Below are 23,412 nucleotides of genomic sequence, written 5' to 3' on the forward strand. Positions count from 1 at the left end.
CAAACATATAGGGAGAGAATAAGTAAATGGCTACTAAGGTATTAATCGTAGATGATGCAGCATTCATGAGAATGATGATAAAGGATATTCTTGTAAAAAACGGATTTGATGTCGTAGGAGAAGCAGAAAACGGCGCTCAAGCAGTTGAAAAATACAAAGAAACTTCTCCAGACCTTGTCACAATGGATATCACAATGCCAGAAATGGACGGGATCACAGCGCTAAAAGAAATTAAACAAATCGACGCTTCTGCAAAAATCATCATGTGTTCTGCAATGGGGCAGCAGTCAATGGTTATTGACGCGATCCAAGCAGGTGCAAAAGACTTTATCGTGAAGCCGTTCCAGGCAGACCGTGTACTTGAAGCAATTAATAAAACGTTAGGCTAAAAAAGGGTGTAAGACTTGTTGAAAAAACGTTTGATATGTATAGCAATGATCAGTTTTTTGCTTTTCTTGACGATGCAGCCTGCCTCACTGTTTGCTGAAACGAAAGATCCTGAAAATGGCACAGTGAATGACTGGCTCAAAGAAGAGAAAGGCAGCAAAAAGGATACAGAAAAGACAACCACTGACAATCAAACGAATCCGGCAGAAGAAGTTCCCTCTTCTTCTGTCTCCATTATGGATTTTGTCAAAATGATTGGTGCTTTACTTTTTGTCATCCTGCTCATATATGGATTGGTGAGATTTGTTGGTAAGCAAAACCGCTTACTTAAACCATTTCGCTATGTTGAAAATATTGGCGGAACGACGGTTGGCCAAAACCGTTCAGTCCAGCTTATCAAAGTGGGCAGACGAGTATTAGTTGTTGGAGTAGCGGACTCAATCCAGCTGCTAAAAGAAATTGATGATGAACAAGAATGTGAAGCGATCGTGAAACAATATGAAGAAGCGATGGAAAGCAAAACAGATTTACCAAAAATCGTTCAAAAATTCACATCGCAGGTAAAGAAACAAAATCAGCCAACCACTTCTTCTTTTTCAGCCAATTTGAAGGCGCAGCTAGCCGAATTGAAAAAGACCCAAGCAGAAGTCAGAAAGAAAGGCCCGAAACAAAATGAATGAGTTTATCGATTTATTTAATTCCAGCGGTGCAGGGAACATTAGCACGTCTGTCCGTCTTCTTTTACTTTTAACCGTATTTTCGGTTGCACCAGGCATTCTCATTTTAATGACATGTTTTACACGAATAGTGATTGTACTTTCATTCGTTAGAACGTCACTTGCAACCAACTCAATGCCGCCAAACCAAGTGCTTGTAGGGCTTGCTTTGTTTCTCACATTTTTTATCATGGCACCCACGTTCTCAGAGATTAATAAAGAGGCACTGACGCCGCTTTTAAATGATGACATTACGCTAAATCAGGCATATGAAAAAGCCGAAGTGCCAATTAAAGAGTTTATGAGTAAACATACGAGACAGAAGGATTTGGCTTTATTTCTTAGTTACGCAAAAATGGATACACCTGAATCGATAAAAGATATTCCGTTAACGGCGATGGTACCCGCTTTTGCTATTTCAGAATTAAAGACGGCATTTCAAATTGGTTTCATGATCTTTATTCCATTTTTAATTATTGACATGGTGGTCGCAAGTGTCCTGATGTCAATGGGGATGATGATGCTTCCTCCGGTTATGATATCGCTCCCTTTCAAAATATTGTTATTTGTTTTAGTCGATGGATGGTATTTGATTGTTAAATCTTTGCTGCAAAGCTTTTAGAGTAGGTGCTTAAAACATGAGTTCAGAATTTGTCATTACGATGGCTGAAAGATCAGTGTATGTGGTATTGCTTGTCAGTGGGCCGCTTCTAGCGCTCGCTCTTATTGTGGGACTGATTGTCAGTGTGTTTCAGGCGACAACCCAAATTCAAGAACAGACGCTTGCGTTCATTCCTAAAATTGTTGCAGTTCTTATTGGGCTTGTTGTGTTTGGTCCATGGATGCTGTCAACCATTGTGTCCTTTACGACAGAGCTGTTCTCGAATTTAGATCGATTTGCAGGTTAACCAGCGATGTCAATCATAGAATTATTCCCTGCTTTTCTGTTAGTTTTTATTCGGATCACCGCTTTTTTTGTGACAGTACCGCTTTTAGCGCATAGAACAATCCCAGCTGTACACAGAGTTGGCTTCTCACTGTTTTTAGCCGTGATTAGTTTTAGCACGATTAAGGAACCGCCAGCACTCGACGTAGACGGTCTTTATATGATGCTTGCTGTGAAAGAAGCAATGGTCGGACTTCTGCTTGGACTGATTGCATATATCATGGTGTCCGCTGTTCAAATTGCCGGCTCATTCATTGATTTTCAAATGGGCTTTGCGATCGCCAATGTAATTGATCCACAAACAGGGGCGCAAACGCCGCTGATGGGGCAGTTTTTTTATACGGTCACATTGCTATTGATGCTGGCAACCAATGCACACCACCTGCTACTTGATGGAATCTATTACAGCTTTCAATATATTGCAGTTGATCAGTACGCACTGAATTTCGGCAGTGAATCCTTTGCTTACTTTATTGCAAAGAGTTTCAACCAAATGTTCATCATTGCCTTTCAAATCTCGGCACCGGTTGTCGCCAGCTTGTTTTTGGTCGATTTGGCACTGGGCATTGTGGCACGAACAGTTCCGCAGATGAACGTATTTGTGGTCGGACTTCCTATTAAAATGGGTGTGAGTTTTATTATGATCATCATCTGTATGGGCGTCATCTTCGGTGTTGTCCAAAATACATTTGATACGATTGTACTCACCATGAGGAATTTCTTAGCATTGGTCGGTGGTTCGTCATGATGACAAGGCTTAGACTAGACTTGCAATTTTTCGCAGGTGAAAAAACAGAAAAAGCAACGCCGAAAAAGAGACAAGATTCACGTAAAAAAGGTCAGGTTGCCAAAAGTACCGACGTCAATACAGCCATCTCATTTCTATTAATCTTTTTATCATTCTTTTTTATTGGGCCTTTTATGAAAGAGCGTATTATTGCGCTTATTGAACGTTTTTATTCAACAACCATGCTAATGAAGGTTAGCACATCTAATATTCATCAACTATTCATGGAATTGCTTCAGGAAACAGCGCTCCTTCTCATGCCAATCCTTGGTGTTGGTATGCTGGCAGGTGTCATCAGTAACTATTTACAAGTTGGCTTTCTCTTTTCAACAGAAGTCATCAAACCGAAATTAGAAAAGCTAGATCCTATCAAAGGGTTTAAACGGATATACAGTATTCGAGCCCTCGTAGAGCTATTAAAATCTATTTTGAAAATTGGTTTTGTTGGTTTTGCGACATTTATTGCACTTTGGATGCACTTTGACGAAATTCTGCGGCTTCCTTTATTAACAGCAGAGGAAACCCTTCATTTCGTCGCAAATATGACCTTGATTATGGGTCTATATGCAGCAGGCGCTCTAATGGTCTTAGCAGGGCTTGATTATATGTATCAGAAATTTGATTATGAAAAAAACTTGCGGATGTCTAAACAAGACATTAAAGATGAGTATAAAAAATCTGAGGGTGACCCGCTCATAAAATCAAAGATTAAACAGCGCCAGCGGGAAATGGCCATGAGACGGATGATGCAGGAAGTCCCAAAAGCGGACGTCATCATTACAAACCCAACCCACTATGCAATTGCTTTAAAATATGACGAAGAAAAGATGGACGCGCCCTTTGTTGTGGCAAAGGGAACAGATATTTTGGCTTTGAAAATTAGAACGATTGCGAAAGAGCACGATATCATGACCGTAGAAAACCGGCCGCTCGCTCGTGCACTATATGATCAGGTCGACATCGACCAAGCGGTGCCAGAGGAATACTTTAAGGCGATCGCAGAAATTTTAGCTTACGTATATAAAACGAAACAAAAGATTTTATGAATTTTTGGTTTTAAAAGGAGAGAACAGGCATGGCAGCAAGAGATTTATCTGTTTTATTCAGTGTTATTTTAATTGTGGCGATGCTGGTCATACCATTTCCGCCAATGCTATTAAGTATTTTAATCATTATTAATATATCTCTTGCGCTTATCGTGCTTCTCACCACAATGAACATGCAAGAACCACTGCAATTTTCAATATTTCCATCATTGCTTTTGCTCTTAACGCTGTTCCGCTTAGGGCTTAACATCTCTACAACACGATCTATCCTATCAACTGGAGACGCTGGAAAGGTTGTAGAAACGTTTGGTTCATTTGTTGTTGGAGGAAATATACTCGTTGGTCTGGTGGTCTTCCTTATTCTGATCATCATTCAATTTGTTGTCATTACCAAAGGGGCTGAGCGTGTTTCAGAGGTTGCGGCAAGATTTACCCTCGATGCGATGCCAGGGAAACAAATGAGTATTGATGCAGATTTAAATGCAGGGATGCTGACAGAAAGTGAAGCGAGAAATCGCCGTGAAAAAGTAGCGAGAGAAGCAGACTTTTATGGTGCGATGGATGGGGCAAGTAAGTTCGTCAAAGGAGATGCCATCGCAGGTATTATCATCGTCATTATTAATATTATTTTTGGGATTATTATTGGGATGCTTCAGCAAGGAATGTCGATTCAAGAATCAGCTTCCCACTTTACATTATTAACGGTAGGAGACGGGATTGTTTCACAAATTCCTGCACTTCTCATTTCAACAGCGACAGGGATTGTCGTCACAAGGGCTGCTTCTAATGGGAACCTTGGGTCAGATATCACTGAACAGCTGTTTGCATTCCCAGCTATGCTTTACGTCACAGCAGGTACGATCTTCCTTCTTGGGTTGTTTACTCCAATCGGCGTACTTTTGACAGGACCGATCGCAGGTTTACTTGCCCTCGGTGCATACTTGATGTCAAAAAACAAACAGGATCAAGAAGAAATAGAAGAGGTACTAGAGGAACAGGCAGAGGTAGAAGAGATGAAAAGTCCAGAAAGTGTCATTCACCTTCTCCAAATGGATGCCATTGAATTTGAGTTTGGCTATGGCTTGATTCCGCTAGCCGATGCAAATCAAGGCGGTGACCTGTTAGACCGAATTGTGATGATCCGAAGGCAGCTTGCCCTTGAACTAGGTCTTGTGATTCCAGTTGTCCGAATTCGAGACAACATTGCACTTAACCCAAATGAGTATCGACTCAAAATAAAAGGGAACGAAGTGGCAAAAGGTGAGCTGCTGCTTGATCACTACTTAGCGATGTCTCCTACGCCTGATGATGATCCGATTGAAGGAATTGAAACAATCGAGCCATCCTTTGGTCTTCCGGCTAAATGGATCTCAGAAGCAGAAAAAGATCAGGCTGAGATGCTCGGCTATACGGTTGTAGATCCTGCATCTGTTGTGTCTACTCACATCACAGAGAAGATTAGACAAAACACACACGAACTGCTCGGACGTCAAGAAACGAAGCAATTAATCGATCATCTGAAAGAAAGTTATCCTGTGTTAGTGGATGAGGTGACCCCAAATCCACTAGCAGTTGGTGATATTCAAAAAGTGTTGGCAAAACTGTTGAAAGAAAAGGTTTCTATTCGAAATCTTGTCACCATTTTTGAGACGCTTGCAGACTACGGAAAATTAACGACGGATACAGATTTGTTAACAGAGTATGTCAGACAGGCGCTGGCAAGACAGATTACCGCACAATATGCAAGAGAAAATGAATCGCTCAAAGTCGTGACATGCTCAGGCCGAGTGGAAAAGGTGATTGCTGACAGCGTACAGCAGACAGAGCATGGCAACTACTTATCATTAGATCCAGAATCCTCTGAAAGTGTGATTCAATCAGTGGCGAGAGAAATTGAACAGCTTTCGCTTCGTCAGGAAACGCCGGTTCTATTGTGCTCACCTCCTATAAGAATGTACGTCAAGCAGCTGTTAGAAAGATATTTCCCGGATTTACCGGTACTATCTTATAACGAACTAGAAGCAAATGTGGAAGTACAGAGCATCGGAGTGGTGGATATCTAATGAAAATGAAAAAAATCACAGCGAATTCAATGCAGGAGGCAACAATTCAAATTAGGCAGCAGCTTGGGAAAGATGCCGTCATTTTAAATTCCAAAACCGTTGTTAAACGAAAGCTATTCGGTTTAAAGAAACAGCAAATGGTTGAAGTAATAGCTGTGCTGGATCAAGATTTTGAAGAAAGAGCGGGTAAAGGTGTACATCCTGCGCCTCCTCTTCCAGTATTTCCGAAAAAGGAGCAGGTTCAACACCGGCCTGAAGAGCCATCCTTTGCTCCTGAGGCAGTGAAACCAGTACCTTCTCATGCTCAGCCTTTAGAATATGCGAGGAATGAGCGGCATGCTGGTATTCTGCCTGATCCTCTCATGGCAATCGATCAAAAGCTTAAGGATCAAGGTCTTGATGATGCCATTCGGGACGAATGCCTAAAAGGTCTTTTAACGAAAGGTGCTGTCAAGGAAGATCAAATTCAAAAAGAACTTGAACAACTGCTGACAGATATGCTGCCGGCTCACACCTCTGATGAGCCGATGATTCGTTCAAAATACATTGTGCTGTTTGGTTCGACTGGGGCTGGTAAAACAACAACAATTGCAAAGCTGGCTGCCAAAACTGCCATTCAGAAGCAAAAGAAAATCGCTTTTATTACAACAGATACGTACCGAATTGCAGCGATCGAACAACTGAAAACATACGCGGAACTGCTCAATGCACCGCTTGAGGTTTGTTATTCGAGAGAGGATTTTGTGAAAGCTCAAGAGACCTTTAAAGAGTATGATCATATTTTCGTAGACACAGCCGGTCGTAACTTTAAAGAAGAAGCGTATATCAAAGAGCTGACAGACATTATTCCATTTGATGAAAGCTTTCAAAGTTTCCTAGTGATGAGTGCGACCTCGAAGTATCAGGACATGAGAGCCATGGTTAAACGATTTGAACACGTTCCAATCGACCAATTCATTTTTACAAAGGTAGATGAAACAGACACGATGGGAACAATCTTTCAAATCATTACAGACTCTCAAATCGGACTTGGCTTTTTAACAAATGGTCAAAATGTACCTGAGGATATTCTTGAGGGCTCTCCTCTTGAATTAACAAGGATGGTCTTACAATGATGAAGCCCGACCAAGCGGAAGGTTTAAGAAAGCTCGTTCAGCAGAATCAAACGATCACACCGGCTCCTCTTGGTATAAGCGGACAGGCAAAAACTATTGCTGTCATGAGCGGTAAAGGCGGAGTAGGAAAATCAAATTTGACGCTGAATATGGCACTGTCTATCGCAAATGCAGGCAAGCGAGTGTTAGTCATCGACCTTGATTTTGGTATGGGGAATATTGATATTTTACTAGGAAAAACATCGACTAGCTCTATATTAGATGTTCTTGTCAGGAAGAAATCTATCCGAGCAGCTATGACACAAGGAACGAACAACCTTTATTACATTTCTGGCGGAAGCGGACTTGAACAGCTGTTTTCTTTAGATAAAGATCAATGGTCGTTCTTTCTAGAGGAAATGGAAAGAATGATGCACGACTTTGATTGTATCTTCTTTGATATGGGTGCCGGCTTGTCAAAAGATCAACTGCCTTTTGTTTTATCAGCAGGAGAAGTTGTGGTTGTGACAACGCCAGAACCAACATCGATCATGGATGCCTACAGCGCAATTAAACACTTAGCTATTCATCAGTTTGAACAATCTGTGCAAATCATTGTCAACCGGTGTAAAACCCCGTCAGAAGGGTCTGAAACCTACCGGAAATTAGCAGGAGTGGTCACATCATTTCTACACAGAAAACTAGTATTTACTGGTGCTGTGCCAGATGATCCTGCGGTTCCAAAAGCAGTGGCTGAACAAATTCCATTTTATATCAAGCAGCCTCATTCAAGGTTGAGTAAAACGATCAAGATGCTGGCAGAAACACTTTATCAACAGCAGATAAGAGAGGCACAGAGAGAGCAGCATACGTTTATAGATAAGTTGTCCTCTTTTTTTAAAAGGAGGAAGGTGGACTCATGATTAGAGTGCTTGTAGTAGATGACTCGGCCTTTATGCGAAAGCTCATTAGTGATTTCCTAAGTGCCGAGCAAGAAATAGAAGTCGTCGGAACGGCGCGAAATGGGGAAGATGCCTTAAAACGGATCAAGGAACTGAATCCAGATGTTGTCACACTAGATGTGGAAATGCCTGTTTTAAATGGAACAGAAGCATTAAAACAAATCCTGGCTGAACACGACCTTGCCGTGATTATGGTGTCAAGCCAGACAAAGCAAGGGAAAGATTTAACCATCCATTGCTTAGAACTTGGTGCGTTTGACTTTGTGACAAAGCCTTCAGGAAGTATTTCGCTCGATTTGCACAAAGTAAGAGGCCAAATTGTAGAGCGAGTGCTTGCGGCAGGGATGTCAAGGAAACGCACAGAAGTGCAGATTTCTCCTAAGCCGGTGATGAAGACGCCAAGTCCAGTGGCTTTTCCTCGCCCGCAAGCAGTAAAAAGCAGCTCACTCCGAAAGATTATTTCAATCGGAACATCGACGGGAGGGCCAAGAGCACTTCAACGAGTCGTCACGAAGCTGCCAAAGGACATAGAAGCACCCATTTTGATTGTGCAGCATATGCCGGCAGGATTTACGGCATCACTTGCTACTAGGTTGGACCATTTATCTCAAATTTCGATTAAAGAAGCACAAGATGGAGATATCGCTAAAAATGGAGTGGCTTACATAGCTCCTGGTGGAATGAATATGTCACTTCATGAACAAGGGGCATCCTTAGTCATCAGGCTGTCTCCAGAGGACACGGAAAGCCGGCACAAACCCTCTGTTAACTATTTATTTGAATCCATCAGCAATATAAAGGGTTACGAGAAAATTGCTGTCATTATGACAGGCATGGGTAGTGACGGCACAGAAGGTGTCAAAAAAATGGTCGCAAGCGGTCATACGAAAGTCATTGCAGAAAAAGAAGAATCATGTGTTGTTTTCGGAATGCCTAAATCAGTCATTAAAGCAGGCCTTGCACATGAAACAAGGCATGTGGATGACATCGCACATGCAATTATAAGCTCCATGAAAAAAGAGAGGGCGTGAACACGTTGGATGTAAACCAATACTTAGATATCTTTTTAGATGAAAGCAGAGAACACTTACAAACTTGTAATGAAAAACTTCTTGATTTAGAAAAGAACCCAACCGACTTGCAGCTAGTGAATGATATATTCAGAGCGGCTCACACATTGAAAGGTATGAGTGCAACGATGGGCTACGCTGATATGGCTCAGCTCACACATCATTTAGAAAACATGTTTGATGCCATTCGAAATGAACAAATGATTGTCACACCTGAGTCAATGGACACGATGTTTGAAGCACTTGATCACCTCGAAGCAATGGTTCAATCAATTGCAGAAGGCGGAGATGGGAAACGCGATGTCACAGAGGTTAGTAAAAAGCTAGATGTGACAGGAAGCCATGCTGAGGCAGCTCCTAGTGTTGAGACAGCGGATGTATCAGCTGCGGCTGCTAACGACTTAGAATATAACGAATTTGAACGAACAGTGCTTGATGAAGCGAGGGAACAAGGCTTTAAATGTTATGAACTCAATGTGACATTAAGTGACGCATGCTTATTAAAAGCCGTTCGTGTCTATATGATCTTTGAAAGACTGAACGAAGCAGGCGAGGTCGTCAAAACAGTTCCAAATGCAGAACTTTTAGAATCAGAAGATTTCGAATCTGAATTCAGTATTTCTTATTTATCTAAACAACCGATGGATGAAGTGAAAAAAATCGTGATGGCGATCTCAGAAGTTGAACATGTTGAGATCTCAGAAGTCTCTGCATTTGAAGAAGCGGCTCCAGCTGAAAAACAAGAGGCAAAACCTGAACAGGAAAAAGAAGAAGTATCTGTGCCTGCTGCGAAAGCACCAGCAAGCGATGCGCCAAAAGCAAATGGCAATAACGGTGCAGCTGCCGGCGGAACAAAAACGATTCGTGTCAACATTGACCGTCTCGATTCTCTAATGAATCTATTTGAAGAACTGGTGATTGACAGAGGCCGTTTAGAGCAGATTGCAAAAGAATTAGAAAATAACGAACTCACAGACACCGTTGAAAGAATGACACGTATTTCTGGAGACCTGCAATCGATCATCCTGAACATGAGAATGGTACCTGTGGAAACAGTGTTTAACAGATTCCCGCGTATGATTCGTCAATTGACAAAAGAGCTGAATAAGAAAATTGAACTGATCATTGAAGGTGCTGAGACAGAGCTTGATCGAACAGTCATCGACGAGATTGGAGATCCGCTCTTACACTTACTTAGAAACAGTCTAGATCACGGAATTGAATCGCCAGAAGAACGTGTGAAAAAAGGCAAGCCAGAAAAAGGCACCGTTCTATTAAAGGCGTATCATAGCGGAAACCACGTCTTCATTGAAGTAGAAGATGATGGCGGCGGAATTAACCGTAAGAAAGTGCTTGAAAAAGCATTAGAGCGCGGGGTTATTACTGAAAGAGAAGCGGAAACGCTTGAAGATCATCAAATTGATTCATTGATCTTTGCAGCAGGTTTCTCTACAGCTGATACGATTTCTGACATCTCAGGCCGCGGTGTAGGCCTTGACGTTGTGAAAAACAAGCTGGAATCACTAGGTGGATCTGTGAGCATCAACTCAACAGAAGGACAGGGCTCACTATTCTCGATCCAGCTTCCGCTTACATTATCGATTATTTCCGTTCTTCTTGTGAAATTGGAAGAGGAAACATTTGCGATTCCGATTTCTTCTATTATTGAAACGGCTGTCATTAAGAAAAGCGACATCCTTCAAACGCATGATCGTGAAGTGATTGATTTCCGCGGATTTATCGTACCGGTCGTGTACTTGAAGAAACAATTCCACGTACCAAATGCGAATGAATTAGAGGAAGAACTGCACATCATCGTTGTTCGTAAAGGAGATAAGCTGACAGCATTTGTGGTCGATTCATTTATTGGTCAGCAAGAGGTTGTATTGAAATCACTAGGAGATTACCTGCCAAACGTGTTTGCGATCTCAGGCGCAACAATCCTAGGCGACGGTCAAGTTGCACTCATCGTTGACTGTAATGCACTGATCAAGTAAAAAACAATAGAGGAGCGGTCTGAAATGAGTACAGATATCAAAACTGGCGAAAAGATGATTGTGTTTATCGTAAACAAAAAAGAATACGCCATTTCAGTATCAGAAGTAAAGTCCATTGAAAAATGGCAGCAGCCGACAAGAGTCCCTGGCGTTGCCCCTTATATATGCGGTGTTATTAATCTGCGCGGTGTCGTGACACCTGTCATCGACCTTAGAGTCAGACTTGGATCAACTGACAACGACATTACAGATGAAACAAGAATGATTATTGTACAAGTTGGTGACATTGAAGTCGGCTGGATTGTTGATGAAGCGAATGATGTCATTACAGTCCATCAAGAAGAAGTAGAATCTTCTCCTGAATCAGCTGAAAAAGAAGGACAATCATGGGTGACAGGTATCATTAAGCATGATCAGCGTCTATTTAATATCATTCATCCTGGTGCCGTCCTCGACAAGAGCGTTCAAGATGCACCTGTTCATTAAGGAGGATGTGAAATGAGCATTTTCAATGAAATAAAAGATGAACAGCTGGATGTATTAAGAGAGGTTGGGAATATTGGAGCAGGCCACGCCGCGTCTGCTCTTGCCAGCCTATTGGATCGCAAAATAGATATGGCTGTTCCGTTTGTCAAGGTTCTCTCGTTTGAAGAATTAATGGATTTCTTTGGCGGTGCAGACCTCCCAGTTGCAAGCATTTTCCTGCGCATGGAAGGAGATTTATCCGGCTCTATCTTTTTCATTATGCCATTTGAGCAAGCAGAGCAATTTGTAAGAGAGCTTGTACAGGATCCGGCATTTGATATTGATACCATTCACGAGCATGTGATGGGGACGTCAGCACTACACGAGCTGGGAAATATTTTAGCAGGCTCTTATTTATCAGCCCTTGCCGATTTAACAAAATTGCAGCTTCACCCAAGTGTTCCAGATGTTACGCTCGATATGTTCGGGGCTGTCATTAGTGAAGGGTTAATGCAATTCAGCCCTCTAGGGGATCAGGCAATTGTGATTGATACATCGATTTTTGATGATCAAAATAAGCAAGAGCTGAAAGGAAATATGTTTCTATTACCAGACTTTGAATCGTTTGAAAAACTATTCAAAGCATTAGGTAACCTGTAATGAACGTTCAGATTCCGGCAGTTGTAAAGGTTGGTATAGCGGATGTTCAGCTTGTGAAAACACCGGACCGCATTCGGACATCCGGACTTGGTTCTTGTGTAGGACTTGTTCTGTTTGATCAAGAAAAAAAACTGGCAGGTCTTGTCCATGTCATGCTTCCAGACTCATCCCTTGCAAAAGGGGCAGTGGAGAACTTGGCTAAATATGCAGATACAGGTGTCAAGCATACAATTGATCTGCTTCTTAAAGAAGGAGCACGCAAACATGCGCTAAAGGCAAAACTTGCTGGCGGCGCAGAAATGTTTAAGTTTAAGTCAACCAATGATCTAATGAGAATTGGACCTAGAAACGTATCAGCTGTTAAAGAACATCTGTCTCTTTATCGCATCCCGATCATTAGTGAGGATACGGGCGGGAACAATGGCCGTACGATTGAATTTGATCCGCTTACGACAGAGCTTGAGATCCGCACTGTGAAGCAAGGCACTATGAAGATATAACTAAGGAAGTATAGGGGGAGAAAGATGCAATCCTTAAATTACGAAGATCAGGCGCTATGGGCTAGATGGAAAGAGTGGAAGGACCCAGCTGCTGGAGATGATCTTATGCGCCGCTATATGCCGCTCGTCACATATCATGTTGGAAGAATTTCCATCGGACTCCCGAAGTCAGTGCATAAAGAAGACTTGATCAGTCTAGGGATGCTCGGTTTATATGATGCCCTTGAAAAATTCGACCCCGGAAGAGATCTGAAGTTTGATACATATGCATCCTTCAGAATCCGCGGGGCCATCATCGACGGTCTTCGTAAAGAGGACTGGCTGCCTCGTACATCAAGAGAAAAAACAAAAAAAGTAGAAGCGGCTATTGAAAAGCTTGAACAGCGCTATTTACGAAATGTGACGCCGACAGAAGTGGCAGAGGAACTTGGCATGAGTGAACAGGATGTTGTCACAACAATGAATGAAGGATTCTTTGCGAATCTGCTTTCAATCGACGAGAAGCTGCATGATCAAGAAGACGGTGAAAACGTCCAAGTCATGATTCGCGACGAGAAAACAGTGACACCTGAAGAGAAGATGCTGAAAGATGAATTAATAGAACAGCTTGCTGAAAAAATGACCGAGCTATCGGAAAAAGAAAAGCTCGTGATCAGTCTTTTCTATAAAGAGGAACTGACGTTAACAGAAATCGGTCACGTGCTCAATTTATCGACCTCGCGCATTTCGCAAATTCATTCAAAGGCATTGTTCAAGCTTAAGCATCTGCTTGATAAAGCCATTCAATCTTAAAGAGTTAGTGAGTGAAAAAATATGTTATGGCTGATTAGCTTCATGCTTCATGCTGCACTTATTTATTTTGTGATCATTTTATATACGAGAATGAATTCGCTGAAGGCAACTGAACAAAAGCAGCGAGAACTTCTAGAAGAAACGGAAAATACCCTGGCTGCATTTTTGATGGAAGTCAAAGAAGAGAATGACAAACTATCAAAAGTGGCAGCCGCTTCCCCTGATTTTTCTGCTGAAGAGCTGAAATCGGATTTTCAGACACCAAAGCAGCCACAACCACCAATTGAATCCCAGCAATCGGTAGAAAGTGAAGATCCAGTACCAGAGCACTTGTCGGCTCTCCTTAGTGAAGTTGAAGTGCAGGAAGAGAAGGTAAACGAACCCGTTCCACATCTTGAATCAGAAGCTTCTGTGCCTTCTGAAAGTGAAATAGAAGAAACATTCGAGGAACAAGTGAAGACCTTATATGACAAAGGGCATTCGCTAGAAGAAATAGCGAAAGAACTGAAAACTGGCAAGACAGAAATCGAGCTTTTATTAAAATTTAGCGGAAAGCTGTAAAGGATTCTTGATTGTCAGTCCATCATGTGTTATATTATTTCTTGGTGTTAAATACACACGCTTAATGATTCGTATGAAGGTGCTGCCGTGGCGCAGTTTTATGTGAACATGACTTGAGCGGAGGAAAAAAAACCATTATATTAGGAGGCAACAAAATGTCAGTTATTTCTATGAAACAATTGCTAGAAGCTGGTGTTCACTTCGGTCACCAAACGCGCCGTTGGAACCCAAAAATGAAGCGTTACATCTTTACAGAGCGTAACGGTATCTACATCATCGATCTTCAAAAAACGGTGAAAAAAGTAGAAGAAGCTTACAACTTCACGAAAAACCTTGCTGCTGACGGAGGAAAAATCCTTTTCGTTGGTACGAAAAAGCAAGCACAAGATTCAGTGAAAGAAGAAGCAATCCGTTCTGGTATGTTCTATGTGAACCAACGCTGGCTTGGTGGAACTTTAACAAACTTTGAAACAATCCAAAAACGTATCAAACGTTTAAAAGATATTGAAAAAATGCAAGAAAACGGTACATTCGATGTTCTTCCTAAGAAAGAAGTCGTTCAACTGAAAAAAGAATTAGAGCGTCTTGAAAAATTCCTAGGCGGAATCAAAGACATGAAAGGTCTTCCGGATGCACTTTTCATTATCGACCCTCGTAAAGAGCGTATTGCAGTTGCAGAAGCTCGTAAATTGAATATCCCAATCATCGGTATCGTTGACACAAACTGTGATCCAGACGAAATTGATGTTGTGATCCCTGCAAACGATGATGCAATCCGTGCTGTAAAACTTCTAACTGCTAAAATGGCAGATGCGATTCTTGAGTCTAAACAAGGCGAAGAAGAAGCTGTTGTAGAAGAAACGACAGAAACTGAAACAACAACTGCGTAACCTATTCAAAAGGTGATAAGAGGGAAATGCCTTTTATCACCTTTTTTTCACCTAGTAATCCGTGTTTTAACATAGAAGGAGGAAATGTAAAATGGCAATTACTGCTCAATTAGTTAAAGAACTGCGTCAAAAAACTGGTGCAGGTATGATGGACTGTAAAAAAGCGTTAACAGAAACTGATGGTGACATCGACAAAGCAATCGATCTTCTAAGAGAAAAAGGAATTGCAAAAGCTGCGAAAAAAGCAGACCGTATTGCTGCAGAAGGATTAACTCTTATCAAAACTGACGGCAACACAGGCGTGATCCTAGAAGTGAACTCTGAGACTGATTTCGTTGCGAAAAACGAAGGATTCCAATCACTTCTTAACGAACTTGCTGATCATTTGCTTGCTGCTAAACCTGCAACAATTGAAGAAGCTCATGCTTCTAAAATGGAAAACGGTTCAACTGTAGAAGAGCATATCACATCTGCAATTGCAAAAATCGGAGAGAAAATCACTCTACGTCGTTTCTCTGTTATCACGAAAGAAGATAACGCAGCATTCGGTTCTTACTTACACATGGGCGGACGCATCGGTGTGTTAGCTGTTCTTAACGGAACAACTGACGAAGAGCTTGCAAGAGACATTGCAATGCACGTTGCTGCTGTAAACCCTAAATACATTTCACGTGACCAAGTGTCAGAAGAAGAAGCAAATCGTGAGCGCGAAGTATTAACACAGCAAGCGCTTCAAGAAGGAAAGCCTGAAAATATCGTAGCTAAAATGGTAGAAGGCCGTCTAAACAAATTCTTCGAAGAAATTTGCTTACTTGACCAAGCATTCGTTAAAAACCCAGATGAAAAAGTGAAACAAGTAGTAGCTGCGAAAAACGCAAGCATTCAAACTTATGTTCGCTATGAAGTGGGCGAAGGTATTGAAAAGCGTCAAGACAACTTTGCTGAAGAAGTTATGAGCCAAGTGAAAAAATAATGTTTGAAAAGCTCTCTGGGGCTTTTTTAGGGAGCACAAGCACTGTGTTCCCTATTTTTTAGAGGATATTGATTTACAAAAGACAGTTTCTTACGCATAATAAGAGACGGTATAGTTTACACTTGGAGGTTATCATGAGCAAACCGAAATATAATCGCATTGTACTGAAGCTAAGTGGCGAAGCACTAGCAGGTGATGCTGGAAATGGAATTAACCCAACTGTCATTCAATCAATTGCAAAGCAAGTAAAAGAAATTGCAGAGCTTGATGTTGAGGTTGCAGTTGTTGTAGGCGGAGGAAACCTTTGGCGCGGTAAGACAGGCAGTGACTTAGGAATGGACCGTGCAACAGCAGACTACATGGGCATGCTGGCAACAGTGATGAATTCACTCGCGCTACAGGACAGCCTAGAAACGCTTGGCATTCAGTCTAGGGTACAAACCTCTATCGAAATGAGACAGGTTGCAGAGCCATACATAAGAAGAAAAGCGATCCGTCATCTTGAGAAGAAACGTGTCGTGATTTTTGCTGCAGGTACTGGTAACCCTTATTTCTCTACAGATACAACGGCAGCACTTCGTGCAGCAGAAATTGAAGCAGATGTCATTTTAATGGCGAAAAATAATGTAGACGGTGTCTACAGTGCTGATCCTCGTACAGATGCGGATGCAGTAAAATATGATAAGCTTTCATATCTTGACGTGTTAAAAGAAGGGCTTGCTGTAATGGATTCTACTGCGTCCTCATTATGTATGGACAATGACATTCCATTAATCGTATTCTCCATTATGGAAGAAGGAAATATTAAACGTGCCGTCAATGGCGAATCAATTGGAACGATTGTGAGGGGGAAATAACGTGTCAAAAGAAGTATTGAACCAAACGAAAGAAAAAATGGAAAAAGCCGTTCAAGCATACGGACGTGAACTAGCAACTGTTCGTGCGGGCAGAGCAAATGCTTCATTGCTTGATAAAGTGACGGTTGATTATTACGGTGCACAAACACCACTCAACCAAATCGCGTCAATCACAGTGCCAGAAGCACGTATGCTGATTATCACACCTTATGATAAAACAGCCATCGGTGATATCGAAAAATCGATCCAAAAGTCTGATCTTGGCATCACGCCAACAAGTGACGGAAATGTGATCCGCATTGCGATTCCTGCACTAACAGAAGAAAGACGTAAAGAGCTTGTGAAAGTGGTAAGAAAATATTCAGAAGAAGCAAAAGTAGCTGTTCGTAATGTTCGTCGTGATGCAAACGATGAGTTGAAAAAGCTTGAGAAAAATGGTGAGATCACTGAAGATGAATTAAGATCATCGACAGAGGATGTTCAAAAATTGACAGATGAATATGTCGCTAAAATTGATGACGTGACGAAAGATAAAGAAAAAGAAATCATGGAAGTTTAAGAAAAAACTATGTACAATAGATAATAGTGAAAAGACCCTCTTCATGTTTACAGGGGGTTTTTTTGTTAATACTGTTGGTGACTATATTATTAGCGGGAACGCAACCTTTTTGGGTGATGGAGGAATCTCATGCTCAATATACTCAAAAATTGGAAGAATCAGCAAACTGCTGCTTCCAACTTAGAAAGCCTGACAAAAGAAGACATATTAAATGGAGAAATTCCTGAACATATCGCCATTATCATGGATGGGAACGGAAGATGGGCGAAAAAACGTGCTCTTCCACGGGTAGCAGGACATCATGAAGGAATGAAAGTCGTCAAGCGCATGACAAAGCTTGCAAATGAGCTGAATGTCAAAGTGCTGACTTTGTATGCTTTCTCTACGGAAAATTGGAAACGTCCAAAACTAGAAGTAGACTTTTTAATGAAGCTTCCTGAAGAATTTTTGAACATCTACCTGCCTGAACTCATCGAGGAAAATGTCCGTGTGCGCTTAACAGGTGATCCAGACGGCCTCCCGCAGCATACGAAAAGAGCGGTAGAGAACGCAGTAAAGAGTACGGCGAATAACGACGGACTCGTTTTGAATTTTGCGCTCAACTATGGAGGGCGCACAGAAATCGTCTCCGCATGCAGACAAATTTCTGAAAAAGTCAAAGAAGGTAAGCTTCAAGCAGAAGACATCACAGAAGAGATGTTTTCAGCTTATTTAATGACAGAATCTCTTCAAGATCCGGATTTGCTTATTCGCACAAGTGGAGAAATTAGATTAAGTAACTTTATGCTTTGGCAAATTGCATACAGCGAGTTTGTCTTTACGGATGTGCTTTGGCCTGACTTTTCTGATGAGCATCTTATAGGCGCTATCGGAGAATACCAGCGCCGCGGCCGGAGGTTCGGTGGAATTTAGAGGGTGGTGCAGATGAAACAAAGAATTTTGACGGGTGTTTTGGCAGCTGCAGTCTTTTTACTTGCGGTTATATATGGACAGATGCCATTTACCCTGCTGATTTACTTAATGGGAAGTGTCGCTCTCTTTGAGCTTCTAAGAATGAAAAAGATATCGATTTTCAGCTTTCCTGGTATTGTCAGCTTAATATTGCTTTGGCTTTTAATGGGCGGAGAGAACAGCTTCTTCCCAAACGTAGACGCATCAAAAATGCAAATTGCTTTATTTGCAGTCTTAATCCTTTTAACTTATACAGTGTTGAGCAAAAACTCTTTCACATTCGATGAGGTTGCTTTTGTTGTATTAGCGACATTATATATTGGCGTCAGTTTCTATTATTTCATCCAAATTAGAGGCTTATATGGCATGAGTGCGATCTTCTTCGCAGCAGTGATTATTTGGTCCACTGACTCAGGGGCTTACTTTATTGGGAAATCTATGGGAAAACGAAAGCTCTGGCCAGAGATCAGCCCAAACAAAACAGTAGAAGGATTTATCGGCGGAATCGTCACAGCGGTCGTGTTGTCATTTGTGTTTCAGGCGGTTACAGGATTTTTGCCATCATATCTGCTTGTTATGTTTATTACTCTTTTGCTCAGTATCTTTGGACAGCTGGGCGACCTTGTGGAATCTGCTTTAAAGCGTCATTATCACGTAAAGGATTCAGGGACAATTCTCCCTGGACATGGCGGGATTTTGGACAGGTTTGACAGCTTTTTATTCGTTCTGCCGTTTTTATATTTACTGCTCGCAACGTTTGCCAGCTAACCTCATAGAAACTTATTGAACGAGAGAAGGAGTGGCAATTTGAAATATATTTCGCTATTAGGCGCAACAGGATCAATTGGAGAACAAACATTAGATGTGATTAGGCAGCACCCAGACAAATTTAAGCTGAAAGCCATGACATTTGGCCGAAATGTAGATAAGGCCATTCCAATCATAGAACAGTTTCAGCCTGAATTTGTCGGATGTTTAAGTGAAGAGACTTATCAGACGCTAAAAGGTCATTCATTTGAATACGATGTCAAGATGGCTGCTGGTGATGAAGCCAACATCGAGGCAGCGACCTATGATGCAGTGGACGTTGTGGTCAATGCACTTGTAGGAAGTGTTGGGCTTGTTCCAACATTAAAGGCCATTGAACAAAAAAAGACGATTGCACTCGCAAATAAGGAAACACTTGTCACAGCTGGTCATATAGTAAAAGAGTACGCGAAAACATATGATGTACCTTTACTTCCTGTCGATAGTGAGCATTCCGCTATTTTTCAATGCCTGCAAGGTGAACAAGCTAAAAACATTGAACGCTTAATCGTGACAGCTTCAGGTGGTAGTTTCCGAGATAAAAAACGAACTGAACTTGAAGGTGTTACGGTTGAAGAAGCGCTGAACCACCCAAACTGGTCAATGGGAGCGAAAATTACCATTGATTCAGCGACGATGATGAATAAAGGGCTCGAGGTGATTGAGGCACATTGGTTGTTTGATATACCGTATGAACAAATTGATGTGCTGTTACATAAAGAGAGCATTATCCATTCGATGGTGGAATTTCACGACAAAAGCGTCATGGCTCAGTTAGGGACACCAGACATGAGAGTGCCCATTCAATATGCACTCACATACCCTGACAGGGCGCCATTACCAGAAGCGAAATCATTGAACCTTTGGGAGATTGGACAATTGAATTTCCAAAAAGCGGATTTTGACAGGTATCGCTGCTTACATTTTGCTTATGAATCAGGTAAAATAGGAGGGACAATGCCTGCTGTGCTCAATGCAGCAAATGAAATGGCAGTTGATGCATTTCTGAAAGGCAAAGTAACGTTCCTGCAAATTGAAGAATTGATTGAAAAGGCACTAAATAGACATCATGTGATTTCAACGCCTAGTTTGCAAGATATCCATGAAGTGGACAAAGATACACGAGACTTTGTTCAATCAATCCTCACATAAGGTGGTATGTTCGTGAATACAGTGATTGCGTTTATTATTATTTTTGGAACGCTCGTTTTTTTCCACGAGCTTGGCCATTTAATTATGGCGCAGCGAGCGGGGATTTTATGCCGCGAGTTCGCAATTGGTTTTGGGCCGAAGATTTTCTCCTTTAAACGAAAGGAAACCGTTTATACCATTAGACTTCTCCCTATTGGCGGATTTGTTAAAATGGCAGGAGAGGACCCTGAAGTCATTGAAATTAAACCAGGTCATACAGTGGGGCTCTTATTCAATGAGCAAAATGAAGTAGAAAAAATCATTTTAAATGACAAAGAAAAATATCCTGATGCACTTGTCATCGAAGTTGAGCAGATTGATTTAGATCATGCCATGAGAATCTCAGGATATGAAGCTGGAAATGAAGATATTTTGACTGGCTACAATGTCAGTCAAACAAGCTTTTATATTGCAGATGGTGAAGAAATTCAAATCGCACCATACAATCGTCAATTTGGATCAAAAACGGTATGGCAGCGTATTAAAGCGATCGCAGCTGGACCGATTATGAACTTTATCCTGGCGTATGTGATTTTGGTTGCTTTAGGCTTTATTCAAGGGGTAACCGTTGATGATCCTGTACTCGGCAAGCTGACGAAAGACGGCCGAGCGGCAGAAGCTGGACTCATGCAGGGTGACCACATCGTGTCCATTAACGGGGATAAAATGAATTCTTGGACAGACGTCGTTCAAACAGTTCAAAAGAACCCTGAGAAAAAAATGAATGTCGTCATTGACCGAGACGGCAAAGAAAGCACTGTGCAGGTTGTACCAGAAGCTGTGAAAGCAGACGGAAAAAGCATTGGCCGTTTCGGATCTTATCCGCCAACGGAAAATGGATTTCTGAAGGTTATTTCATCCTCAGGAACGACTGTGATTTCAACAGCAGGTCTGATTTTAACGAACTTGCAAAAAATTGTCACAGGACAATTTTCACTAGATATGTTAGCGGGTCCTGTTGGGATCTATGACATGACAGGAGAAGTAGCCAAGCAAGGTGTGTTAACATTAATGCAGTTTGCGGCGTTCCTTAGTATCAACTTAGGCATCGTGAATTTATTACCGATTCCTGCACTAGACGGAGGACGTTTACTATTCTTGTTTGTTGAAGCCATTCGTGGTAAACCAATTAATCGTGAGAAAGAAGCACTTGTTGTCTTTATCGGTGTTGCATTCCTCATGCTGTTAATGCTAGTGGTTACGTGGAATGACATCCAGCGATTATTTTTATAAAAACCAATGTCTCTTGTTTCTCATTACGGGAAACAAGAGTTTTTGTGAGAAGTCCTATTTCATAAATGAGGTGTAACGACATGAGACAATCCCTGACTTTCATTCCAACTCTTCGAGAGGTGCCGGCAGATGCTGAGGCAAAAAGTCATCAGCTCTTAGTAAGAGCTGGGTTCATTAGACAAAATACAAGCGGAATCTATCATTATCTGCCGCTTGCTCATAAAGTCATCCAGCATATTCAATCCATTGTTCGCAAGGAAATGGAAAAGGCAGGAGCAGCTGAGCTGTTAATGCCAGTGCTGCAGCAGGCAGAAATGTGGCAAGAGTCAGGAAGATGGTATACATACGGTCCAGAATTGATGCGTATGAAAGATCGTCATGGCCGCGAGTTCGCACTTGGCCCAACGCACGAAGAGGTGATCACATCACTCGTACGCAGCGAAGTAAAATCGTATAAGAAGCTTCCTTTAACTCTTTATCAAATTCAATCAAAATTCCGCGATGAACAGAGACCGCGTTTTGGGCTGCTGCGCGGACGTGAATTTATTATGAAGGATGCGTACTCATTCCATTCTTCACCAGAAAGCCTTGATGACACATACAACAAGATGTTTACAGCTTACTCCAATGTATTCTCAAAAGTAGGTCTTAATTTTAGACCAGTCATTGCAGATTCTGGTGCAATGGGAGGAAAAGATACACATGAGTTTATGGCACTGTCAGAAGTAGGAGAAGATACAATTGCATACTCTGACACATCTTCCTATGCTGCGAACATTGAAATGGCTGAAGCAGTTTATCACGGAGAAGAAGCAAATCCTGCGGACTTCAAAGAACTTGAAAAAGTCCACACACCGCAAGTAAAAACGATTCAAGACATCGCTGGATTTTTAGAAGTTGATCCTTCTCTTTGTATCAAATCTGTTTTGTTTAAAGCAGATGATGCATATGTTCTAATCCTGACTAGAGGCGACCATGAAGTAAATGATGTGAAAGTGAAAAACTTGGTAGGAGCACAGCTTGTAGAGCTTGCTACTCGCGAAGAAGTACTAGAAGTCATTGGAACAGAGCCTGGGTTTGTTGGTCCTGTGAAGCTGGAAGCAGAAGTCGATATTTATGCAGACCTTGCGGTTAAAGGCATGACAAATGCTGTCGCAGGTGCAAACGAAGCGGATTATCACTATGTCAATGTCAATCCTGCGCGTGATGTATCAGTGAAAGAATTCACAGATCTTCGTTTAATTCAAGAAGGAGATGTTTCTCCAGATGGAGAAGGCACAATCCAGTTTGCCAAAGGGATTGAAGTAGGACAAGTCTTTAAACTAGGCACTCGTTATTCTGAGTCAATGGATGCGACGTACCTCGATGAGAATGGACGAGCGCAGCCAATGATTATGGGATGCTATGGTATCGGTATCTCTAGAACTCTTTCAGCAATTGTTGAACAGCATCACGATGAGAAAGGAATCATTTGGCCCGAAACTGTTGCGCCATATGACCTTCATCTCCTTGCATTAAATATGAAAAACGATGCTCAAAAAGAGCTGGCTGAAACGTTATACGAGCGCTTAGAAGATGAGGGCTTTGACGTACTTTTCGATGACCGCCAAGAGCGTGCCGGAGTAAAATTTGCAGACAGTGATTTAATTGGGCTGCCAATTCGCATTAGCTGTGGAAAACGTTCAGAAGAAGGCATTGTTGAAGTGAAGTTTAGAAAATCAGGTGAATCACATGAAGTATCTGTTGATGAGCTGATTTCATTTATACGCCAAGCATAAAAACGAACAAAAAAATGAAGGTACCTCCAGTAGAAAAGAGGTACCTTTCTGATTGACAAAAGGAGGGTTCTGTCTTGGATGAACAATTACCGATCACACGGCGGCAATTTCATATATTACTCAATCA

Annotated in this window: 25 protein-coding genes; all 25 read left to right on the forward strand. The window is 41.7% G+C overall.

Features of this window, described 5'->3' with window-relative positions; all coding sequences use genetic code 11:
* The first annotated feature begins 26 nt into the window (after positions 1 to 26).
* The 25 genes from MKZ03_RS07660 (at position 27) to MKZ03_RS07780 (ending at position 23,285) form a co-directional block, all read left to right on the forward strand.
* Complete coding sequence (locus MKZ03_RS07660) at positions 27 to 389, forward strand: response regulator (RefSeq protein WP_007499584.1); 363 nt, start codon at positions 27 to 29, stop codon at positions 387 to 389.
* A gap of 18 nt (positions 390 to 407) precedes the next feature.
* Positions 408 to 1,067, forward strand: a complete 660-nt coding sequence (gene fliZ / locus MKZ03_RS07665) for a flagella biosynthesis regulatory protein FliZ (protein WP_034662351.1) — start codon at positions 408 to 410, stop codon at positions 1,065 to 1,067.
* On the forward strand, positions 1,060 to 1,725 hold the full coding sequence (fliP, locus tag MKZ03_RS07670) for a flagellar type III secretion system pore protein FliP (protein ID WP_007499580.1): 666 nt from the start codon (positions 1,060 to 1,062) through the stop codon (positions 1,723 to 1,725). Before fliZ ends, fliP begins: the two co-directional genes overlap by 8 nt.
* A gap of 16 nt (positions 1,726 to 1,741) precedes the next feature.
* A complete protein-coding gene (gene fliQ / locus MKZ03_RS07675; protein WP_003211206.1) occupies positions 1,742 to 2,011 on the forward strand; it encodes a flagellar biosynthesis protein FliQ in 270 nt (89 codons plus the stop codon).
* 6 nt (positions 2,012 to 2,017) lie between these two features.
* Positions 2,018 to 2,797, forward strand: coding sequence for a flagellar biosynthetic protein FliR (gene fliR, locus MKZ03_RS07680; protein ID WP_034662349.1), 780 nt, complete (start codon positions 2,018 to 2,020; stop codon positions 2,795 to 2,797).
* Positions 2,794 to 3,882, forward strand: a complete 1,089-nt coding sequence (gene flhB, locus MKZ03_RS07685) for a flagellar biosynthesis protein FlhB (protein WP_106030840.1) — start codon at positions 2,794 to 2,796, stop codon at positions 3,880 to 3,882. Before fliR ends, flhB begins: the two co-directional genes overlap by 4 nt.
* Positions 3,883 to 3,911: 29 nt before the next feature.
* Positions 3,912 to 5,945 carry a flagellar biosynthesis protein FlhA gene (gene flhA, locus MKZ03_RS07690; protein ID WP_034662346.1) on the forward strand — a complete coding sequence of 678 codons (2,034 nt, stop codon included), beginning with the start codon at positions 3,912 to 3,914 and terminating at the stop codon, positions 5,943 to 5,945.
* Positions 5,945 to 7,060, forward strand: a complete 1,116-nt coding sequence (flhF, locus tag MKZ03_RS07695) for a flagellar biosynthesis protein FlhF (RefSeq protein WP_334749108.1) — start codon at positions 5,945 to 5,947, stop codon at positions 7,058 to 7,060. Before flhA ends, flhF begins: the two co-directional genes overlap by 1 nt.
* Positions 7,057 to 7,962: a MinD/ParA family protein gene (locus MKZ03_RS07700; protein ID WP_307499620.1), complete on the forward strand. Its 906-nt coding sequence runs from the start codon at positions 7,057 to 7,059 to the stop codon at positions 7,960 to 7,962. The genes flhF and MKZ03_RS07700 overlap by 4 nt, the downstream gene beginning before the upstream one ends.
* Positions 7,959 to 9,032: a protein-glutamate methylesterase/protein-glutamine glutaminase gene (locus MKZ03_RS07705; RefSeq protein ID WP_060596270.1), complete on the forward strand. Its 1,074-nt coding sequence runs from the start codon at positions 7,959 to 7,961 to the stop codon at positions 9,030 to 9,032. Before MKZ03_RS07700 ends, MKZ03_RS07705 begins: the two co-directional genes overlap by 4 nt.
* Before the next feature lie 5 nt (positions 9,033 to 9,037).
* Complete coding sequence (locus MKZ03_RS07710) at positions 9,038 to 11,068, forward strand: chemotaxis protein CheA (RefSeq protein ID WP_341031456.1); 2,031 nt, start codon at positions 9,038 to 9,040, stop codon at positions 11,066 to 11,068.
* Positions 11,069 to 11,092: 24 nt separating this feature from the next.
* Positions 11,093 to 11,554, forward strand: a complete 462-nt coding sequence (locus tag MKZ03_RS07715; RefSeq protein WP_034662331.1) for a chemotaxis protein CheW — start codon at positions 11,093 to 11,095, stop codon at positions 11,552 to 11,554.
* A 12-nt stretch (positions 11,555 to 11,566) separates the two neighbouring features.
* Positions 11,567 to 12,193: a chemotaxis protein CheC gene (locus MKZ03_RS07720; protein WP_034662328.1), complete on the forward strand. Its 627-nt coding sequence runs from the start codon at positions 11,567 to 11,569 to the stop codon at positions 12,191 to 12,193.
* Entirely contained in the window at positions 12,193 to 12,693 is a 501-nt protein-coding gene (locus MKZ03_RS07725) for a chemotaxis protein CheD (protein WP_034662325.1), read from the forward strand. Before MKZ03_RS07720 ends, MKZ03_RS07725 begins: the two co-directional genes overlap by 1 nt.
* 24 nt (positions 12,694 to 12,717) lie before the next feature.
* Positions 12,718 to 13,485 carry a FliA/WhiG family RNA polymerase sigma factor gene (locus tag MKZ03_RS07730; RefSeq protein WP_012009976.1) on the forward strand — a complete coding sequence of 256 codons (768 nt, stop codon included), beginning with the start codon at positions 12,718 to 12,720 and terminating at the stop codon, positions 13,483 to 13,485.
* A gap of 21 nt (positions 13,486 to 13,506) precedes the next feature.
* Positions 13,507 to 14,046 (forward strand): Swarming motility protein SwrB, encoded by a 540-nt coding sequence (locus MKZ03_RS07735; protein WP_334749111.1) that lies wholly within the window; start codon positions 13,507 to 13,509, stop codon positions 14,044 to 14,046.
* 155 nt (positions 14,047 to 14,201) lie between these two features.
* A complete protein-coding gene (rpsB, locus tag MKZ03_RS07740; RefSeq protein ID WP_003212093.1) occupies positions 14,202 to 14,936 on the forward strand; it encodes a 30S ribosomal protein S2 in 735 nt (244 codons plus the stop codon).
* Positions 14,937 to 15,027: 91 nt separating this feature from the next.
* On the forward strand, positions 15,028 to 15,909 hold the full coding sequence (gene tsf, locus MKZ03_RS07745) for a translation elongation factor Ts (protein WP_012009978.1): 882 nt from the start codon (positions 15,028 to 15,030) through the stop codon (positions 15,907 to 15,909).
* 134 nt (positions 15,910 to 16,043) lie between these two features.
* On the forward strand, positions 16,044 to 16,766 hold the full coding sequence (gene pyrH, locus MKZ03_RS07750; protein ID WP_008344767.1) for a UMP kinase: 723 nt from the start codon (positions 16,044 to 16,046) through the stop codon (positions 16,764 to 16,766).
* A 1-nt stretch (position 16,767) separates the two neighbouring features.
* Positions 16,768 to 17,325 carry a ribosome recycling factor gene (frr, locus tag MKZ03_RS07755; protein ID WP_003212469.1) on the forward strand — a complete coding sequence of 186 codons (558 nt, stop codon included), beginning with the start codon at positions 16,768 to 16,770 and terminating at the stop codon, positions 17,323 to 17,325.
* Between the two features lie 129 nt (positions 17,326 to 17,454).
* Positions 17,455 to 18,237, forward strand: coding sequence for an isoprenyl transferase (locus MKZ03_RS07760; RefSeq protein WP_034662319.1), 783 nt, complete (start codon positions 17,455 to 17,457; stop codon positions 18,235 to 18,237).
* Positions 18,238 to 18,249: 12 nt separating this feature from the next.
* The gene (locus tag MKZ03_RS07765; protein WP_060596276.1) at positions 18,250 to 19,044 is read left to right on the forward strand and encodes a phosphatidate cytidylyltransferase; all 795 of its coding nucleotides are present in this window, start codon (positions 18,250 to 18,252) and stop codon (positions 19,042 to 19,044) included.
* Between the two features lie 39 nt (positions 19,045 to 19,083).
* Positions 19,084 to 20,235 carry a 1-deoxy-D-xylulose-5-phosphate reductoisomerase gene (dxr, locus tag MKZ03_RS07770; RefSeq protein WP_060596277.1) on the forward strand — a complete coding sequence of 384 codons (1,152 nt, stop codon included), beginning with the start codon at positions 19,084 to 19,086 and terminating at the stop codon, positions 20,233 to 20,235.
* Between the two features lie 6 nt (positions 20,236 to 20,241).
* A complete protein-coding gene (gene rseP, locus MKZ03_RS07775; RefSeq protein ID WP_095285177.1) occupies positions 20,242 to 21,507 on the forward strand; it encodes an RIP metalloprotease RseP in 1,266 nt (421 codons plus the stop codon).
* An 80-nt stretch (positions 21,508 to 21,587) separates the two neighbouring features.
* Positions 21,588 to 23,285 (forward strand): proline--tRNA ligase, encoded by a 1,698-nt coding sequence (locus MKZ03_RS07780; RefSeq protein ID WP_034662305.1) that lies wholly within the window; start codon positions 21,588 to 21,590, stop codon positions 23,283 to 23,285.
* The last annotated feature ends 127 nt before the right edge of the window (positions 23,286 to 23,412 follow it).

The organism is Bacillus sp. FSL R5-0431 (assembly GCF_038002985.1).
Lineage (GTDB): Bacteria > Bacillota > Bacilli > Bacillales > Bacillaceae > Bacillus.

What these genes read in the sequence shown, in the direction of transcription:
- MKZ03_RS07660 (WP_007499584.1), top strand. Translation starts at nt 27, where the DNA reads ATGGCTACTAAGGTATTAATCGTAGATGATGCAGCATTCATGAGAATG.
- fliP (WP_007499580.1), top strand. Translation starts at nt 1,060, where the DNA reads ATGAATGAGTTTATCGATTTATTTAATTCCAGCGGTGCAGGGAACATT.
- fliQ (WP_003211206.1), top strand. Translation starts at nt 1,742, where the DNA reads ATGAGTTCAGAATTTGTCATTACGATGGCTGAAAGATCAGTGTATGTG.
- fliR (WP_034662349.1), top strand. Translation starts at nt 2,018, where the DNA reads ATGTCAATCATAGAATTATTCCCTGCTTTTCTGTTAGTTTTTATTCGG.
- flhB (WP_106030840.1), top strand. Translation starts at nt 2,794, where the DNA reads ATGATGACAAGGCTTAGACTAGACTTGCAATTTTTCGCAGGTGAAAAA.
- flhA (WP_034662346.1), top strand. Translation starts at nt 3,912, where the DNA reads ATGGCAGCAAGAGATTTATCTGTTTTATTCAGTGTTATTTTAATTGTG.
- flhF (WP_334749108.1), top strand. Translation starts at nt 5,945, where the DNA reads ATGAAAATGAAAAAAATCACAGCGAATTCAATGCAGGAGGCAACAATT.
- MKZ03_RS07700 (WP_307499620.1), top strand. Translation starts at nt 7,057, where the DNA reads ATGATGAAGCCCGACCAAGCGGAAGGTTTAAGAAAGCTCGTTCAGCAG.
- MKZ03_RS07705 (WP_060596270.1), top strand. Translation starts at nt 7,959, where the DNA reads ATGATTAGAGTGCTTGTAGTAGATGACTCGGCCTTTATGCGAAAGCTC.
- MKZ03_RS07715 (WP_034662331.1), top strand. Translation starts at nt 11,093, where the DNA reads ATGAGTACAGATATCAAAACTGGCGAAAAGATGATTGTGTTTATCGTA.
- MKZ03_RS07720 (WP_034662328.1), top strand. Translation starts at nt 11,567, where the DNA reads ATGAGCATTTTCAATGAAATAAAAGATGAACAGCTGGATGTATTAAGA.
- MKZ03_RS07725 (WP_034662325.1), top strand. Translation starts at nt 12,193, where the DNA reads ATGAACGTTCAGATTCCGGCAGTTGTAAAGGTTGGTATAGCGGATGTT.
- MKZ03_RS07730 (WP_012009976.1), top strand. Translation starts at nt 12,718, where the DNA reads ATGCAATCCTTAAATTACGAAGATCAGGCGCTATGGGCTAGATGGAAA.
- MKZ03_RS07735 (WP_334749111.1), top strand. Translation starts at nt 13,507, where the DNA reads ATGTTATGGCTGATTAGCTTCATGCTTCATGCTGCACTTATTTATTTT.
- rpsB (WP_003212093.1), top strand. Translation starts at nt 14,202, where the DNA reads ATGTCAGTTATTTCTATGAAACAATTGCTAGAAGCTGGTGTTCACTTC.
- tsf (WP_012009978.1), top strand. Translation starts at nt 15,028, where the DNA reads ATGGCAATTACTGCTCAATTAGTTAAAGAACTGCGTCAAAAAACTGGT.
- pyrH (WP_008344767.1), top strand. Translation starts at nt 16,044, where the DNA reads ATGAGCAAACCGAAATATAATCGCATTGTACTGAAGCTAAGTGGCGAA.
- MKZ03_RS07760 (WP_034662319.1), top strand. Translation starts at nt 17,455, where the DNA reads ATGCTCAATATACTCAAAAATTGGAAGAATCAGCAAACTGCTGCTTCC.
- MKZ03_RS07765 (WP_060596276.1), top strand. Translation starts at nt 18,250, where the DNA reads ATGAAACAAAGAATTTTGACGGGTGTTTTGGCAGCTGCAGTCTTTTTA.
- rseP (WP_095285177.1), top strand. Translation starts at nt 20,242, where the DNA reads ATGTTCGTGAATACAGTGATTGCGTTTATTATTATTTTTGGAACGCTC.
- MKZ03_RS07780 (WP_034662305.1), top strand. Translation starts at nt 21,588, where the DNA reads ATGAGACAATCCCTGACTTTCATTCCAACTCTTCGAGAGGTGCCGGCA.